Source organism: Rhodococcus sp. I2R, assembly GCF_020889545.1.
GTDB lineage: Bacteria > Actinomycetota > Actinomycetes > Mycobacteriales > Mycobacteriaceae > Rhodococcoides.
Genome location: NZ_JAHUTG010000005.1, coordinates 157636 through 174739 on the forward strand (window position 1 = coordinate 157636; position 17104 = coordinate 174739).

At 64.4% G+C, this 17104-nt stretch carries 12 protein-coding genes and 1 tRNA gene; 7 read left to right on the forward strand and 6 right to left on the reverse strand.

Annotation, left to right across the window (positions count from 1 at the left end):
- Nucleotides 1–81: 81 nt before the first annotated feature.
- A complete protein-coding gene (locus tag KVY23_RS06780; protein WP_230555818.1) occupies nt 82–1089 on the forward strand; it encodes a beta-ketoacyl-ACP synthase III in 1008 nt (335 codons plus the stop codon).
- A 49-nt stretch (nt 1090–1138) separates the two neighbouring features.
- On the opposite strand, the gene KVY23_RS06785 is transcribed toward KVY23_RS06780, so the two are convergent.
- Complete coding sequence (locus KVY23_RS06785) at nt 1139–2101, reverse strand: DUF368 domain-containing protein (protein ID WP_230555819.1); 963 nt, start codon at nt 2099–2101, stop codon at nt 1139–1141.
- 54 nt (nt 2102–2155) lie between these two features.
- On the opposite strand from KVY23_RS06785, the gene KVY23_RS06790 reads away from it, so the two are divergent.
- The gene (locus KVY23_RS06790) at nt 2156–2554 is read left to right on the forward strand and encodes a PPOX class F420-dependent oxidoreductase (protein WP_230555820.1); all 399 of its coding nucleotides are present in this window, start codon (nt 2156–2158) and stop codon (nt 2552–2554) included.
- On the opposite strand, the gene KVY23_RS06795 is transcribed toward KVY23_RS06790, so the two are convergent.
- A complete protein-coding gene (locus KVY23_RS06795) occupies nt 2527–3777 on the reverse strand; it encodes an MFS transporter (protein ID WP_230555821.1) in 1251 nt (416 codons plus the stop codon). The genes KVY23_RS06790 and KVY23_RS06795 overlap by 28 nt on opposite strands.
- Nucleotides 3778–3848: 71 nt before the next feature.
- Between KVY23_RS06795 and KVY23_RS06800 the strand changes: the two genes are divergently transcribed.
- From KVY23_RS06800 to KVY23_RS06820, 5 genes are all read left to right on the forward strand, one after another.
- The gene (locus KVY23_RS06800; protein WP_230555822.1) at nt 3849–4754 is read left to right on the forward strand and encodes a LysR family transcriptional regulator; all 906 of its coding nucleotides are present in this window, start codon (nt 3849–3851) and stop codon (nt 4752–4754) included.
- A 66-nt stretch (nt 4755–4820) separates the two neighbouring features.
- Nucleotides 4821–5189, forward strand: coding sequence for a VOC family protein (locus KVY23_RS06805; protein ID WP_230555823.1), 369 nt, complete (start codon nt 4821–4823; stop codon nt 5187–5189).
- Between the two features lie 33 nt (nt 5190–5222).
- Complete coding sequence (locus tag KVY23_RS06810) at nt 5223–5822, forward strand: histidine phosphatase family protein (protein WP_230555824.1); 600 nt, start codon at nt 5223–5225, stop codon at nt 5820–5822.
- A 146-nt stretch (nt 5823–5968) separates the two neighbouring features.
- Nucleotides 5969–7507 carry a phage infection protein gene (locus KVY23_RS06815; protein ID WP_230555825.1) on the forward strand — a complete coding sequence of 513 codons (1539 nt, stop codon included), beginning with the start codon at nt 5969–5971 and terminating at the stop codon, nt 7505–7507.
- Nucleotides 7508–7580: 73 nt separating this feature from the next.
- Nucleotides 7581–9116, forward strand: a complete 1536-nt coding sequence (locus tag KVY23_RS06820; RefSeq protein ID WP_230555826.1) for an MFS transporter — start codon at nt 7581–7583, stop codon at nt 9114–9116.
- Nucleotides 9117–9134: 18 nt separating this feature from the next.
- Here KVY23_RS06820 and KVY23_RS06825 read toward each other — a convergent pair whose 3' ends face one another.
- The 4 genes from KVY23_RS06825 to KVY23_RS06840 form a co-directional block, all read right to left on the reverse strand.
- Nucleotides 9135–10052: a cutinase family protein gene (locus KVY23_RS06825; protein WP_206508835.1), complete on the reverse strand. Its 918-nt coding sequence runs from the start codon at nt 10050–10052 to the stop codon at nt 9135–9137.
- 216 nt (nt 10053–10268) lie between these two features.
- Nucleotides 10269–11720, reverse strand: a complete 1452-nt coding sequence (locus tag KVY23_RS06830) for a glutamate synthase subunit beta (protein WP_230555827.1) — start codon at nt 11718–11720, stop codon at nt 10269–10271.
- Nucleotides 11713–16302 (reverse strand): glutamate synthase large subunit, encoded by a 4590-nt coding sequence (gltB, locus tag KVY23_RS06835; protein WP_230555828.1) that lies wholly within the window; start codon nt 16300–16302, stop codon nt 11713–11715. Before gltB ends, KVY23_RS06830 begins: the two co-directional genes overlap by 8 nt.
- A 577-nt stretch (nt 16303–16879) precedes the next feature.
- A tRNA-Leu gene (locus tag KVY23_RS06840) sits at nt 16880–16965 on the reverse strand.
- Nucleotides 16966–17104: the final 139 nt, after the last annotated feature.

A 17104-nucleotide genomic window follows, 5' to 3' on the forward strand; every position in this document is an offset into this window, starting at 1 on the left:
CGTAACGTGTGTCCGAGTCCGTAGCCCAAGACCCGAGCCGACGCTCGGCGATGGCGCGGTAGCACGAGAGGAACACAGAAGATGGGCGCATCGATCAGCACTACTCAGGGTCGCCAGTCGAAAATGCTCGGCTTGGGTGTCCACCGCCCTGAGCGGGTGGTGACCAACGACGAGATCTGCGAGTTCATCGACTCGAGCGACGAGTGGATTCAAACGCGATCGGGCATCAAGAACCGGCGCTTCACCAAGCCCGAACAGAACGTCGTGTACATGTCCATCGAGGCCGGCAGGAAAGCCCTCGAAGCCAGTGGCGTCGCAGCCGAGCAGATCGACACGGTCATCGTCGCGACCTCGACGCACCTCGAGCAGACCCCGCAGGCCGCCGCGAAGGTTGCGCACGCACTCGGCACCAACGGCCCCGCCGCATTCGACATCGGGGCCGGCTGCGCTGGATTCTGTTACGCCCTGGCCGTCGCATCCGACCTGGTCAAAGCCGGAACATCCCGGCATGTCCTCGTCATCGGCGCGGAGCAGTTGAGCGAGACAACCGACCCGTACGACCGTACGACGCGGTTCATCTTCGCCGACGGCGCGGGCGCGGTGGTCGTCGGCCAGAGCGACGAAACCGAGATCGGGCCCGCGGTCTGGGGCTCCGACGGTTCGCAGGCGGACGCCATCTACCAGACCGTGGACTGGTACGACTACATTATGAAAGAGGGCATCGAACGCCCTTGGATCAAGATGAACGGGATCTCCGTGTTCCGCTGGGCTGCGTTCGAGATGGGCAAAGCAGCACAGAAGGTGCTCGACGTCGCGGGCATCAAGACCGACGAACTGCACGCTTTCGTTCCGCACCAGGCGAACAGCCGCATCACCGAGTTGCTGGCCAGGAGCCTGAACCTGAACGAGGAGACCACGGTGGCCAACGACATCGCCGAGACGGGCAACACCTCGGCCGCGTCGATTCCACTGGCCATGGAGGAGCTGCTGCGCACCGGCAAGGCGAAGCCAGGCGACACCGCTCTGCTGCTCGCTTTCGGCGCCGGACTCTCCTATGCAGGGCAGGTCGTCAAGCTCCCGACCCTGTAGTCGACTTCGATCCGGTCACTCCCCACGCGCGTACGGCCTACCGATCCGGTCAGGCAGTACGCGCGTGTTTGTTGGCCAGGCGACGCTGGATGATTGCGACAACGGAGACCACCAAAACGCCGACGATGAACAGTCCGAGTGCCCCGGGCCAGTCGTCGCCGATCGCGAGCAATGAGCCGTCCTCGGCCTGCCATGGCCAGAGTGCGCGCAGCGACCCCAGGAGCAACCCGGCCGAGGCGATCATCGCGAGGTTGTAGAAGTTCGCCAGCAACCACTCCAGCACGCGCACGAAGGTGACGAGTCCGACCACCGCTCCGAGCGCAAAGACAGCCAGATACGACACGTCTCGATTGTCGACGGCTGCCAGCGTCGGGGCATAGAGGCCGATGACGAGAAGAAAAAAGGATCCTGAGACCCCGGGCAGCACGAGAGCGCAGATGGCGACCGTCGCGGCGGCGAACACCAGGATCAGCGAGGGGTCGGTGCTTTCGCCCCTGGGCAGCGACGTGAGAATGATGACCCCGGCGGCGAGGACGACGAACACGCCCGCTGCGGTCATTCGTGATCGGACGGTCGGGAACGCCCCTGGCCGGATCTCCAAGAACGGGATCGCCACCGACATCGCAATCATGCCCATGAACAGGGCTTTCGAGTAAGTAGGCTGGTTGGAGACGAAATCTGCCATGATCCCCGCGACCGAGAACACCATCAGCACCATGCCCAGCGCAACCGGGCCGATCAGCCACCAATCCACTTGGCGCAGCGCGCCACGCCAGTCCGAACGCAGCGCCAATGCCTTGGGTACATCGGTGAGGTGCTTGGCCGAGGCGATGGCACGGGGGTAGATGCCCGTGATGAGGGCCACGGTGCCGCCCGAGACCCCGGGAATCGTCTCCGCCAGGCCGATGGCGCCGCCGCGGACCACGTTGGCAACCAGCTCGGGAGCAGGCGGTCTTGTTCGCGCGCGCTCATCGTCATTGGACGTAGAGGGCGTACGCGTATTCGTCGTCATTACCCATATCGTACAAATCGCAGTGGTGATCGGTTTCGCTCTAGGCTTACGCGTATGCCGAAACCACCATTGCCCGACAACGCCGTCGAGATGCTGAAGAAGCCCAACCCTGCCGTCATGGCCGTCGTCCGAGCGGACGGAACTCCCATCACAGCACCCACCTGGTACCTGTGGGAGGACGGCAAGATCGTGCTGAACTTCCAGGCGGACCGCAAACGCCTCGAGCACATCCGAGCCAATCCGAAGGTCTCGCTGTCGGTGTTGGACGAGGCCAGCTGGTACACCCACCTGACCGTGCACGGCACCGTCACGTTGCAGGACGACCCTGGCCTGGTCGACATCGACCGCATTTCCACCCACTACACGGGCCGTCCGTACCCGGTACGCGACCAGGCGCGTGTGACGGGCTACCTGGACATCGCCGCCTACGTCGGCTGGGGCGCCATGGGCTGATCAGCGCTTGGCTGACGAACTCTTGGCTGATGCGCGAAACGCATCACGGCGGCTGCGAGCAGTGCCAGACCCATGACCGTCACTGCCATCGCTGTCCAGCCGAACTGCTGGAAGATCACGCCGCCGCCCCAGCCGACGACGCTGGATCCGCCGTAGTAGAACAGGTTGTACAGCGACGTCGCCTGCGCGCGACCGACCACGGCGCGCTGCCCGGTCCAGCCCGACGCGATGGCGTGGGCGGCGAAGAAGCCGACGGTGAACACGACGAGACCGGTCAGGATGACGACAAGGTTGTCGCTGATGGTCAGGGCGACGCCGGCGATCATGACGGCCGTGGATCCGGCCAGCACGGGTCCACGATCGAACTTCACCGCCAGCTGACCTGCCACCCGTGACGACACCGTGCCGCTCAGATATGCGACGAAGATCAGGCTGATGGCCGACTGCGGCAGGCCGAACGGTTCACCGTTGAGGCGGAAACCCAAGAAGTTGTAGACCGCGACGAACCCGCCCATCAGCAGAAAGCCCTGCGCGTACAGCGCGAGCATTCCCGGATCCTTCAGGTTTGCCCACAGCCGCGTGGTCACGGGCGGGCCGTCCTCGACATGCCCGCGAAAGCGCCTGGGTTTCGGCGCCAACACGAGAAACAGCACCGCGGCCACCGCAGCGACGAGGGAGACGGTCATCGTTCCGATTCGCCAATCGGTGAACTCGGCGACGGGGCCGGCGACGACTCGTCCGAGAAGTCCACCGAGCGTCGTACCGGACACGTAGGTTGCTGCCGCCAGAGCGGTGAATCTGGGGTGCACTTCCTCGCTCAGATATGCGATTGCGATGGCCGGGAGACCACCCAGAGCCAACCCCTCGAGGAACCTGACCGAGAGCAGCATCGGCAGTGACGACGACAGCGGGACGATCAACCCCAGCACCGTTGCCGTGACGATCGAGATGGTCATCGCCTTCACTCGGCCGATGCGGTCGGCGACGACCGACCACGGCAGAACCGCCACCGCGACTCCGACGGTGGCCAGCCCAACCGTCAACGAGGATTGCGATGGCGTGATCTGCAGGTTCGACGCGATGAGCGGAAGGATGCCCTGGACCGAGTAGAGCTGCGCGAATGTCGCGATGCCGGCGAACAGGAGCGCCGCCACCAGACGCTTGTACTCACGGGAGCCGCGTGGGTGCCCTTCCCACGTCGTCGTATCCGTCGTCGAACTCACCCGGACGACGTTAGGACGCGCAACTACATGAGTCCAATGCATGAAGACCCGCGATCCCATACGTTTGTCATATGATTCGCGACGAGGCACGTGAACTTCTTCCGCTCATTCCGACGCTGCTCGCCGTCGCCGAGACCGAACACATCACCGAAGCAGCTCACCTCCTCGGTATCCCGCAGCCGACCGTCAGCCGTCAGATGACACGCGCATCGGCACTGCTCGGGGTAGACATCGTCGAGCGGCGTGGCCGCGGAATCGCCCTCACGGCAACCGGCCGAACCCTCGTGCCGTATTTGCAACGGGTCGTCGTCGACCTCGAGGCCGGCCTCGACGCGATGAGCGAGCACGACGCGCGTGCCCGCGGCCGGATCTCCATCAGCTTCCAGAACACCCTCGGCGAGGACATCGTGCCCGCCCTCATCAGGGCGTTCAAGAACGATCACCCCGCTGTGACGTTCGAGCTCGACCAAGGCGCTCGAGCGCGCTGCCTGAACAGGCTCGACGAAGGGCGAGCGGATCTCGCGTTCGTTGCACTCAGCAGCGAGCACACCCCCGAGACGTCCTTTCAGCTCTACGACGAGCGTCTGGTCCTGGTGGTCCCGGCCGATCATCGGCTCGCCGGCGCGCGCTCGGTCGACCTGACCGACACCGCGAGCGAAAGCTACATCGCGATGGGCCACGGATTCGGGATGCGATCGATCTGCGATGAACTCTGGTCGCAGGCGGGATTCACACCCGACATCGCATTCGAGGGCCAGGACATTCACACGCTCCGCGGACTAGTCGGCGCCGGTCTGGGTATCAGCATCCTGCCGCGGCTTCGAGACCACGGACCCGACACAGTCGAAGTCCGCATCGACAGCCCCGCGGCACGACGCCGCATCGGTATGGTCTGGTCGCACCGCCAGCCCCCGAGCCAGGTCCAGGCGTTCCGAACTATGGTCGTCCGCAGTGGCCGCGGGCTCGTGGTTCGCTAGGCCCAGGCAATCGCAGTACCCATTTGTCCAAGCCACCGGATTCGCCGACTACATAGAGTCCCAGCAATGAAGCCTCAGCCGATGATTGCAGTCACCGACGTCGAGCGCGCCAGCCGCTGGTATCAGCGAATACTCGGTGCGACGAGCGGGCACGGCGGCAGCGAGTACGAGCAGTTGCTGGTCGACGGCGAGATGGTGCTACAACTTCACCTTCTGGACGAGGGGCACCACCACGAAGCAATCGGCGAGGTCGGCGTACCGCTCGGCAACGGTGTGGCGCTCTGGTTCCTCGTCGACGAAATCGATCGTGCAACGCACTTTCTCCGCGATAGCGACACCATCGTGACCGCTGTGCACTTCAATCCGAACGCCGGGCACCGCGAGCTGTGGCTCCGCGATCCCGACGGCTATCTCGTGGTTCTGGCAGGCGAGTAACCCCGCTCGCTGACCCGTGGTTAAGTGTGTGCCGTGCAGCTGATTCTGGTACGCCACGCGCTCCCCCAGCGTTCCGAGGATTCCGCGGACCCACCACTCGCCGAACTCGGTCACGAGCAGGCCTCCCGCATGCACGAAGCCTTGGCCAGGTTCCCGATCGCCAGGACGGTCTCGAGCACTCAGCTACGGGCGCTGCAGACCGGCACCGCATTGGCATCTCGGCTCGGCCTCTCGCTCGAATCCGACGAACGCCTCACCGAGTACGACCGCGACTTCGACGGGTACATCCCCATCGAGGACGCGCGAACCGAATTCGCCGAGGCCTACGAGCGCATCAAGGCGGGGCACCTCCCCGAACAGGTCGACGAACGTGCCTTCCGCGCGCGGGTGCTCGACGGGATCGCTGCTGCAGTGGACGGCATCGAACACACCGACAGCGTGGTCGTCTTCGCACACGGCGGCGTCGTCAATGTCCTGCTGCAGGACATCTTGCAGACGCCCACTGTTCTCGGCTTCCCCATCGACTACTGCTCGATCACTCGGGTGTTGTTCTCTCGCAACGGGAAACGCTCCGTCGCGTCGATCAACGAAACCCAGCACGTGTGGGATCTACTGCCGCGCAACCGCCCGTGACCTCGACGGAGGGTCCAACCTTCGATGGAGTCGGCCCAGAATCCTCATAGAGTCCTTAAAGTCCCATTTCAGCGGCGGTTTTTGGACCGTTCAGCACGATTGTGTGGTCGGGGCAACCCTCACAGCACGTTAGCCTCGATTTCACTATGGCTAAACTCGGCATCCTTCGCCAACCCACCGCTGCGCTCGTCGCCATCGCCTTCCCGCTGGTAGCTGCCGGTGCATTCGCCTTGGGCGCAGGCTACGACCTGACCCCGGCCACCGAGCCTGCTCTCGCCTCGAGCGATGCCGGTGCGACGGGTGAGACGACCGGTGCGCCGCAGGGCGCAACAGGAGACCCGCTGTCGGATTCGCGGCGGAGTCTGCAGGAAGCCGGGTTGCCCATCAGCTTCCTCTCCGGCGGTGTCACTCAGCTGACCGACGGCGGCGTGCAGCTCAACGACGGTGTCGTTCAGCTCACCGACGGCATCACGCAGGCTCACGACGGCACAATCCAGTTGGCCGACGGTTTCGGTCAGTACCGCGCCGGAATCGACCAGCTGGGCGGCGGAGCGTCACTGGTCAGCGGCGGAGTCGATGAACTGGTCGACCGCCTCGCCGGATTCGGTGCTCAGCAGGCCGAGTTCACCGGCAAGCTCGAAGCGGCAGCCCAGCAGGTCGACCGCTACCCCCACCCCGGATCCGACGCCATTTCCGGTGAAATTCGGGCTGCCATCGACACGTTGAACAGCGAGGGTTTCGGACCGTCGACGCTCGACCAGCTCCAGATGCTCAAGGACGGTGCCCGTCAGCTGTCCGGCGAGCTCAACGACCCGTCCAGCCAGTTCCTGACCGCTACCGGCCAGCTCGGCGACGCCACGGTGCAGCTGCGTGACGGTCTCGGCCAGCTCGACGACGGTGGCGCTCAGTTGCGCGCCGGAACCGACCAGCTGGTGACGGCCGTCGGTCCCGTGTCGGGAATCGTCAGCAATATTCAGTCCAGCGTGCAGGACGCCACGACTGCCCTGCCGACTGCCAAGGAGATGGCGGCGCGGGGCTCGGTAACCGACTCCTCCTCGGGTGTCGCTGCAGCGGGCGTCAGTTCAGGAGTTGGCGGGTCCTCGACGCCGTTCGCGCCGTACCTCATTGCCGCTCTCGTCGCTGTCGGAGCCGTCGGCGCTGTCAGCCTGGTGCGGGTACTCAGCTTCGAATCCCGGTTCCGCTGGGTCGCCGCTGCTGTGGCCGTCCTCGCCCTCGGTATCTGCGCGGCGGTAGCCTTCGCGTTCACCGCACCTGAGGCCGGAATCGGTGCCATTCTCGCAGCTGGAGCCTTCCTCGTCGTCTCCGCTGCCGCCTATCTCGCTGCCGCCGGTTCGATCCAACGACTGCTCGGCGCCACCGTCGGACAGGCCGTCAACGTGGCGCTTCTGTTGATCCAGGTCGTCGTATGCGGCGCCGCATACGCTGGCAGCGCGGCGATCTGGGGTCAGCTGGCATCGTTCATGCCGATGGCCTACACGGCCGCGGGCGCACGCGAAATCGGGTACGGCTCGATGACATCGACAGGCTGGTTGGCGATAGCTCTGACCGCCGTGCTGCTGATCGTTTCCGGTCTCGTCTTCCGGAGCACGGTCGCCCGCGGGGAAACCTCCCACCACGACACAGCCTGGGATTCGACAAAACCTTCAACGCCGCCCTACGCCTGACTGCGGGACGCCCAACCGGTTCGACTTTTTCGGATGAAATACTTCAGCGGTACATCCGAGCAAAGGGGACGGCGTGGACGGCACAACGCTGAAGGCGACACGGCGAGACTGGTTCGGGCTGAGCGTGCTCGTCATCCCGATTCTTCTCGTGTCGATGGACATCTCGGTGCTGTACTTGGCGTTGCCCGCGGTGGCAGCCGATCTCGAGCCGAGTAGCAATCAGACACTGTGGATCCTCGATCTGTACGGGTTCTTTCTCGCCGGGCTCCTCATCACTATGGGTTCCGTCGGTGACCGGATCGGTCGCCGACGGCTGTTGATGATCGGCGCGTCGATCTTCGGTGCCGCGTCCCTGATCGCAGCGTTCTCGACGACACCGGAAATGCTGCTGGTCGCACGCGCGCTCCTCGGTGTCGGTGGTGCAACGATCGCTCCGAGCACACTTTCGCTGATCCGCAACATGTTTCACGATGCGAAGCAGCGGAAGGAGGCGATCGGACTGTGGACGGCCGGGTTCGCCGGCGGCGGGGCATTGGGCCCCGTGATCGGTGGGTTCCTGCTCGAGCACTTCTGGTGGGGATCGGTGTTCCTGGTCAACATTCCAGTGATGGTGGTGCTGCTCATTTCGGCTCCATTGCTGGTCCCTGAGTTCAAGGACCCGAGTCCGGGCAAGTTCGACCCGCTCGGCGTCGCTTTGTCCATCGCCTCGATGCTCGCTATCGTGTACGCGATCAAGCATGGCGCGCAGGAGGGATTCGACGCCGCGACGATCGCCGCTTCCACGGCAGGTCTGATCCTTGGATACCTCTTCGTGCTCCGGCAGCAGCGCGCGAAGCATCCGCTGATCGACATCACCCTGTTCGCTGAACGAGCCTTCGGCGCAGCGGTGTTCTCTCAGTTCCTGGTGATCTTCTCGCTCACTGGGTTCAGCCTGTTCGCCTCTCAGTACCTGCAGCTGATCGTCGGCCTCGGCCCGCTGGCCGCCGGGTTGTGGCTGCTCATCCCAGCCGTAGCCGCGGGCGTGGGCGCCACCCTCGCACCGCCACTGAGCAGGCTGATCTCGACGCGATCGATCATCGTCGGTGGTCTGCTTCTCATCGCGATCGGATCACTGACCCTCAGCTATGTCGGCACGGACTCCGGAACGGGGCTGCTGATCGTCGGAATGTCGCTGCTGACTTTGGGCATCGGTGCAGCATCGACGCTCAACTCCGATATCGTGCTCACCGCAGCAGCTCCTGAGAAGGCTGGTGCTGCGTCGGCACTGTCGGAGACCGGGGCAGAACTCGGTGGCGCAGTCGGCATCGCGATCCTCGGAACCATCGGGACCACCGTCTATCGCAACGGGGTCCAGGGGGCTCTCCCGCCGGGGACTCCCCCGGAGATCGCCGGACCGGCGTCGGAGACGATCGGTGGCGGCATCGCCGTCGCCGACCTTCTACCGCCACCTCTGAACGACGCACTCCGAGAGCTTGCGGCAACGAGCTTCATCGACGGACTCGAACTTGCGGCGCTCTGGTGTGCCGGGGGTATGACCCTGTCCGCGCTGGTGGTGTTCCTGCTGCTCAGGAATCATCGGCTGGCGCCGCATGTGCGTGAAAATACATAGCCAAGCCCGTATTTCCGCTCACATGCGCGAGGCGCCGACCAGATAGTTCGCCAGCCACGCGGTCGCGCTGGTGCCGTTGGCATCGACAGCGTACGAGCCGTATTCCTGATGCACACCCGAACGGTAGAAGGCCTCGATTTCGCGTCGCCGCTGTTCGTTCGCCTGGTCGCTGAGCTGGCCCTGCAGCACCGGCAGTCCGCCCGCCGATGCGATGTCTCCGAGCAGTACACCAACATCCTGCTGGGTCTCGGCAACCACATCGGGATCGGGATTCGACGACACCGCCAGGAAGCCTGCGAGCCGTGCGACATAGTCGTCCTTCGGTGTCGAGCAGTACAGATCACCGACGGCACAGAAGGTGCGGACCACCGGGCTGACGGCCCCGAAGCCCCCGACGCGCGGTCCTCCGACACCGGTTCCGACGACATCCGGGCCCACGAGCGCATCCGAGTCGGACCGCTTCGGATCGGAGATCAACCCGACGGCCGCCACCCGGTCGGCAGGAACGACGCCCAGCCCGCTGCCGATGGACGCCGCGAGGTCACCCGCTGCGTCGGCGCCCTGGCTGTATCCGATGATTCCGAATCGTGTTGCGCCGCAGCGGTCGGCCATAGCCTTGATCATCGAGCCCGCATTGGCCGTCGCGACTGCGCGGGACTCACCGTAGATTCCGCCCTCCCAGGGGAAGGCGGTGGCTGGATACGAGACATAGTCGGTGCGGATATCGGAGCTCGCGAGCCGATCGGTGACCTGAGTCAGCATGCCCGGTTTCGGAGCTGCGCCAGAACTGGTCTCCCAGGTGCCCGGTACTGCTACCACATACAAACTGGGGCAATCGCCCGGATCGGCCACTGCCGTCGGCGACGCCGAGACCGAAATTCCAGCTACGACCGCTCCGATGACACCGACGGTGGCGAATAGCTTGTTCACACGCATGTAGCGGCCTCACTGGTAACCAACACTTCAACTTCGTACCAACGCGACGATTCCAGCCGCCGATGTCGAAACGATGCCCACCCGGTAAACGGAAGTTACCTGGATTTGTGAGATATCACGCTCCCTGAACGCATGAATGGGCCATTGCAACCGTCTAACCGTTGCAATGGCCCATTCATGCCGAAAGAAGCTAGCCGAAAGAAGCTAGCCGAAGTACTACCGCTGCGGCGCCTGGGTGGGGACGATAGGTGCAGGCAGCGCAGTTTCGCCCTCGAGGAACGTGTCGACGGCGGCCGCGCAGGCGCGACCCTCCGCGATGGCCCACACGATGAGCGACTGTCCGCGTCCCATGTCGCCGGCGACGAACACGCCGGGCACGTTGGTGACCCACTCGTCGGTGCGCTTGACGTTGCCGCGCTCGTTGAGGTCGACACCGAGATCGGTCAGCAGACCCGGCTTCTCGGGGCCGACGAAGCCCATGGCCAGCAGCACGAGATCCGCTTCGAGGGTGAACTCGCTGCCCTCGATCTTCTCGAACTTGCCACCCTTGAACTCGACCTCGTGTGCTTGGAGTGCAGTGACCTTGCCGTCCTGGCCGACGAATCGCTCGGTGTTGACGGAGAAGACCCGCTCCCCGCCTTCCTCGTGCGCGGACGCGACGCGGTACATCAGTGGGTAGAGCGGCCACGGCGTCGAGGTCGCGCGCTCCTCCGGCGGCCGCGCCATGATTTCGAACTGGTGCACACTTGCCGCGCCCTGGCGGTGCGAGGTACCGAGGCAGTCCGCGCCGGTGTCGCCGCCGCCGATGATGACGACCTTTTTGCCCTTGGCACTGACGGGCGGCTCGGCGTAGTCACCTTGCTGCACGCGGTTGGCCGGGGGCAGGAACTCCATGGCCTGGTAGATGCCTTCGAGTTCGCGACCCTCGATGGGGAGATCGCGCCACATGGTGGCTCCGCCGGAGAGCACGACGGCATCGAACTGTGCCCGAAGATCCTCGGCAGAAATGTCGACACCGACGTTGACTCCGGTGCGGAAGACCGTGCCCTCAGCTTCCATCTGCGCCAGACGGCGATCGATGTGCCGCTTCTCCATCTTGAACTCGGGGATGCCGTAGCGGAGCAAGCCGCCGATGCGATCGGCGCGTTCGAAGACGGTGACGGTGTGCCCGGCACGCGTGAGCTGCTGCGCCGCAGCGAGTCCCGCGGGCCCGGAGCCGACGACCGCGACGGTCTTGCCGGTCAGGTGCGTCGGGTAGACGGGTGTGACCCAGCCTTCCTCGAACGCGTTGTCGATGATCTCGACTTCCACCTGCTTGATGGTCACCGGATCCTGGTTGATGCCAAGCACGCACGAGGACTCGCACGGCGCCGGGCACAGCCGCCCGGTGAACTCCGGGAAGTTGTTGGTCGCGTGCAGGCGGTCGATGCTTTCACGCCACCTGTCCTTGTAGACCAGGTCGTTCCACTCCGGGATGAGGTTTCCCAGCGGGCAGCCGTTGTGGCAGAACGGGATTCCACAATCCATGCATCGGCTGGCCTGCGTCTTGAGGGTGTCCTTCGAGAAGTCCTCGTAGACCTCTTTCCAGTCCATCAGGCGCAGGTCGACGGGTCGCCGCTTGGGCAACTCGCGCACGGTGTTCTTCAGAAATCCTTGTGGGTCACCCACGAGCTGCCTCCATGATCGCTTCGTCCACGTCCGCGCCGTTCTTCTCGGCTTCGGAGATGGCCAGCAGTACCTTCTTGTAGTCGCGCGGCATGACCTTCACGAAGTGGTTCACCTGCTGTGACCAGTCCGCGAGGATGCGCTCGGCGACTTCGGATCCCGTTTCGTCGTGGTGACGGGTGACAATCTCCTTGAGCCACGTGAACTCGTCGCCCTCGATACCTTCGATGTCTACCAGTTCGGTGTTGAGGTTGGCTTCGAACGTCTTGTTCGGATCGAAGATGAACGCGACGCCACCGGACATGCCGGCACCGAAGTTGCGTCCGGTCTCGCCGATGATGACGACCTTGCCGCCGGTCATGTATTCGCAACCGTGGTCGCCGACACCTTCGACGACGGCCACCGCACCCGAGTTGCGCACGGCGAACCGCTCACCGACTACGCCGCGGATGAGAGCCTCGCCCTGCGTCGCACCGAACAGGAAGACGTTTCCGCCGATGATGTTGTCCTCGGCGGTGAAACCCTTCGGCGCATTCAACGACGGGCGCATGACGATGCGGCCACCGGAGAGGCCCTTGCCGACGAAGTCGTTCGCGTCGCCGTGCAGACGCAGCGTCATGCCCGACGGTACGAAGGCGCCGAAGCTGTTGCCCGCCGAACCGGTGAACGTGATGTCGATGGTGTTGTCGGGCAACCCGACTCCGCCGTACGCCTTGGTCAGCTCGTGTCCGAGCATGGTGCCGACGGTGCGGTTGACGTTGGTGATCTTGGTTTCGAAGGCGACCTTCTCGCCCTTGTCCAGCGCGTTGCGACTCTGCACGATGAGCTGCTGATCGAGCGCCTTGTCCAGCCCGTGATCCTGAACGCCTGTGTTGTAGAGGTTCTGGTTCATGAAGGCCGATTCGACCTCGTCGAGGATCGGCGACAGATCCAGCTTCGATGCCTTCCACGCTTGCTTCGCGGCGGTGGTGTCGAGCAGGCCGACCTGGCCGACTGCCTCGTTCAGAGTGCGGAAGCCAAGCTCGGCGAGCAGTTCGCGAACCTCTTCGGCGATGTACATGAAGAAGTTCTCCACGAACTCCGGCTTGCCGGCGAACCGCTTGCGCAGTACCGGGTTCTGCGTCGCGACACCCACGGGGCAGGTGTCGAGGTGGCAGACGCGCATCATGATGCAGCCCGAGACGACGAGGGGGGCGGTCGCGAAACCGAACTCCTCACCGCCGAGCAGCGCGGCAACCATGACGTCACGGCCGGTCTTGAGCTGACCGTCGACCTGAACAACGATCCGGTCGCGAAGCCCGTTGAGCAGCAACGTCTGCTGCGTCTCGGCCAGGCCGAGCTCCCATGGCCCACCTGCGTGCTTGACGGAGGTGAGAGGCGTTGCGCCCGTCCCGCCGTCGTGGCCGGAGATGAGCACCACGTCGGCGTGTGCCTTCGAGACACCCGCGGCAACCGTTCCGACGCCGACCTCGGAGACCAGCTTCACGTGGATGCGGGCTTCGGGGTTGGCGTTCTTCAGATCGTGGATCAGCTGCGCGAGATCCTCGATGGAGTAGATGTCGTGGTGAGGCGGAGGGGAAATCAATCCGACACCAGGCGTCGAGTGCCGAACCTCGGCGACCCACGGGTAGACCTTGTGCGCCGGAAGCTGGCCGCCCTCACCGGGCTTGGCTCCCTGCGCCATCTTGATCTGGATGTCGGTGCAGTTGGTCAGGTAGTGCGAGGTGACACCGAAGCGGCCCGACGCAACCTGCTTGATGGCACTGCGACGCCAGTCACCGTTCTCGTCCGGCTCGAACCGGTCGACGTTCTCGCCGCCCTCACCGGAGTTGGACCGGCCACCGAGTCGGTTCATCGCGATCGCGAGTGTCTCGTGCGCTTCGGCGGAGATGGAACCGTAGCTCATCGCGCCCGTCGAGAACCGCTTGACGATTTCCGATGCCGGCTCGACCTCGTCGATCGAAATAGCTTCGCGCTCTTCGGTCTTGAACCGGAACAGGCCGCGCAGCGAGGCGAGGCGCTCGGACTGATCGTCGACCAGCTTCGTGTATTCCTTGAAGACGTCGTACTGGCCCGTGCGCGTCGCGTGCTGAAGCTTGAACACCGTGTCGGGGTTGAAGAGGTGGTATTCACCCTCGCGCCGCCACTGGTACTCGCCGCCGGTCTCGAGCTCGCGGTGCGCGCGCTCCTGGCGGTTGTCCAGGTACGCGACGGAGTGGCGCGTGGCAACATCCTGCGCGACCTGGTCGAGGTCGATGCCGCCGAGGTGGCTGTTGAGCCCGGTGAAGTACTCGTCGACCAGTTCCTGCGACAGACCGATGACCTGGAACAGCTGGGCGCCGGTGTAGGAGGCGAGCGTGGAGATGCCCATCTTGGACATCACCTTGAGCACACCCTTGCCGGCGGCCTTGATGTAGTTGCTGACAGCCTTGTCGAACGCGATGTCGGTGAGGGCGCCCCGCTCGATCATGTCTTCGATGGATTCGAATGCCATGTACGGGTTGACCGCTGCCGCACCGAATCCGACGAGCAGTGCCATGTGGTGGACCTCGCGGGCATCACCGGCTTCGACGATCAGACCGACCTGCGTTCGCGTCTTCTCGCGCACCAGGTGGTGGTGCACCGCCGAGGTCAGCAGCAGCGACGGAATCGGCGCGAGCTTCTCGCTGGACTCGCGGTCGGAGAGCACGATGACTCGCGCGCCGCCGGAGATTGCAGCCGAAACCTGAGCCCTGATGGCTTCCAATGACTTTCGGAGGCCTTCGCCACCCTCGGCCACCGGGTACAACCCGCGCACGACGACCGAGCGGAGGTCTTCCTGGGTGCCGTCGTCGTTGATGTGCACGAGCTTGGCTAGGTCATCGTTGTGCAGGATCGGCGTGGGCAGCACGATCTGCTTGCACGCGTCGGGCCCCGGTCCGAGCAGGTCGCCCTCGGGACCGAGGGTGCTACCGAGGCTGGTGACGATCTCCTCGCGGATGGCGTCGAGCGGCGGATTGGTGACCTGTGCAAACAGCTGCGAGAAGTAGTCGAACAGCATTCGCGGACGGGTCGACAGCACGGCGATCGGAGTATCGGTACCCATGGAGCCGATGGCTTCTGCGCCGGTCTTCGCCATCGGCGAGACCAGCATGTCCAGTTCCTCGGTGGTGTATCCGAAGATCTGCTGCCGAATCAACACCCTGTCGTGCGACATGTGTACGTGTGGACGCGCGGGCAGATCGTCGATCTCGGTGAGACCCTCGTCGAGCCACTGCTGGTAGGGGTGCTCGGCGGCGAGTTCGTCCTTGATCTCGTCGTCGGAGACGATGCGGCCCTGTGCGGTGTCGACCAGGAACATACGGCCCGGCTGCAGGCGTACCTTGCGGACCACCTTGGACGGGTCGATGTCGAGAACGCCGACCTCGGACGCCATGACGACGAGTCCGTCGTCGGTGACCCACAGACGGCTCGGTCGCAGGCCGTTGCGGTCGAGAACCGCACCGATGACAGTGCCGTCTGTGAAACACACCGATGCGGGTCCGTCCCACGGCTCCATCAGAGCGGAGTGGTAGCGGTAGAAGGCCCGACGAGCCGGATCCATGCTCTCGTGGCGTTCCCACGCCTCCGGGATCATCATCAGAACGGAGTGCGGGAGGCTGCGGCCACCGAGGTGCAGCAGCTCGAGTACCTCGTCGAATCGTGCGGTATCGCTGGCTCCGTGGGTGACCACGGGGAAGATCTTCCGCAACGCCTCGGGGCCACCGAAGACGTCGGACTCGATGAGCGCCTCGCGGGCACGCATCCAGTTCTCGTTGCCGGTAGCGGTGTTGATTTCACCGTTGTGGGCGACGCGCCGGAACGGGTGCGCCAGCGGCCACGACGGGAAGGTGTTGGTGGAGAACCGGGAGTGCACGAGACCCAGCGCACTCACGACACGCTCGTCCTGCAGGTCGAGGTAGAACCCCTTGAGCTGCGGAGTCGTCAGCATGCCCTTGTAGACGAAGGTCTGTGAGGACAGCGACGGGAAGTACACGGTTTCGCGGCCCGGGCCATCCTGGCCTGCGCCTTCTTCGCCGAGCTCGTGTTCGATCCGCTTGCGGATCACGAACGCGCGACGCTCGAGGTCCATGTCGGTAACGGAGTGATCGGGAGCGGCGAAAAACAGCTGACGGAACGTCGGCATGGCATCGCGGGCGAGTGCTCCGAGGGAGGCATCATCGGTGGGAACTTCACGCCAACCGAGGACGGTCATGCCCTCGTCTTCGACGATCTTGTTCACACCTTCGCAGGCACGTGCAACGTCAGCTTTGCCCTGGGGGAGAAATGCAATTCCGGTGGCGTATGCGCCCGCAGCGGGCAGATCGAAGTCGACCACGGCACGGAAGAACGCATCCGGTACCTGGATGAGAATGCCGGCGCCGTCACCGGTGTTCGGCTCGGAGCCGGCGGCGCCCCGGTGCTCGAGGTTGACCAGCGCGGTGATGGCCTTCTCGACAATGTCTCGACTACGACGACCATGCATGTCCACAACGAATGCGACACCACAGGAGTCGTGCTCGTTTCGAGGGTCGTAGAGGCCTTGCGGGCCCGGAGTGTGCTTCATACCTAGCCTTCGGATAAGTCCAGCCTTCAAATTCGTTCGGATGGCACGGCGAGTGGCCGGCCGTCGCGGACGGTTGATCGGTGCCGTTCGCCGTTGAAGCAGCACCACCGATCGACGGTCTTCAACCAGCCTCGAACGGGTAGGTTCTCGGTAGTGCGCGGACGTCGTGCGGGCGGATCCGACAATGGGTACGCCGGTCCAACCACAAACGATAGGTCAGCACCTAGCCCACACCGCAAATAAGGTAAGCCTATTAAGGCTCCCGACCTGGTGTTTCGGCCGGCTCTGCACGGGCGTCTCGCCCTCTTTCGAAACCGATCGCGACAGCGTCGGCGCCCCGGAAAGTAAGAAACTACCCCGTCGAGGCCTTCCTCATGCCCGAATAGTGATTCCGACTGAGGCAATTCAATGACATCGGTGTAGTTTCCATGACTCCGAGCGACTCATCCGCCTTGAGCGCGATGCCTGAAGAACGTTGCTCGCGTGTGCTTTTCGCCACTCGACGGCCTTGACGGCAACGCCGAAAGACCCTTCAAATGACTACTGACCGCAGCGAATGAATCAGCTGCGGTCAGTGTGGTGGGCGGAGGGGGACTTGAACCCCCACGTCCCGAAGGACACTGGCACCTGAAGCCAGCGCGTCTGCCATTCCGCCACCCGCCCGGGTGACCGATGAACATTAACATGCACATCCGGCCGCCAAGAAATCGTGTGGCCTGGGCCCGCGGAGGCGTCAGCGGCTCAATCGCAACGTATATCATGCTGGGGACGACTACCTCGAGACGACACGCGCTCGTGGCAC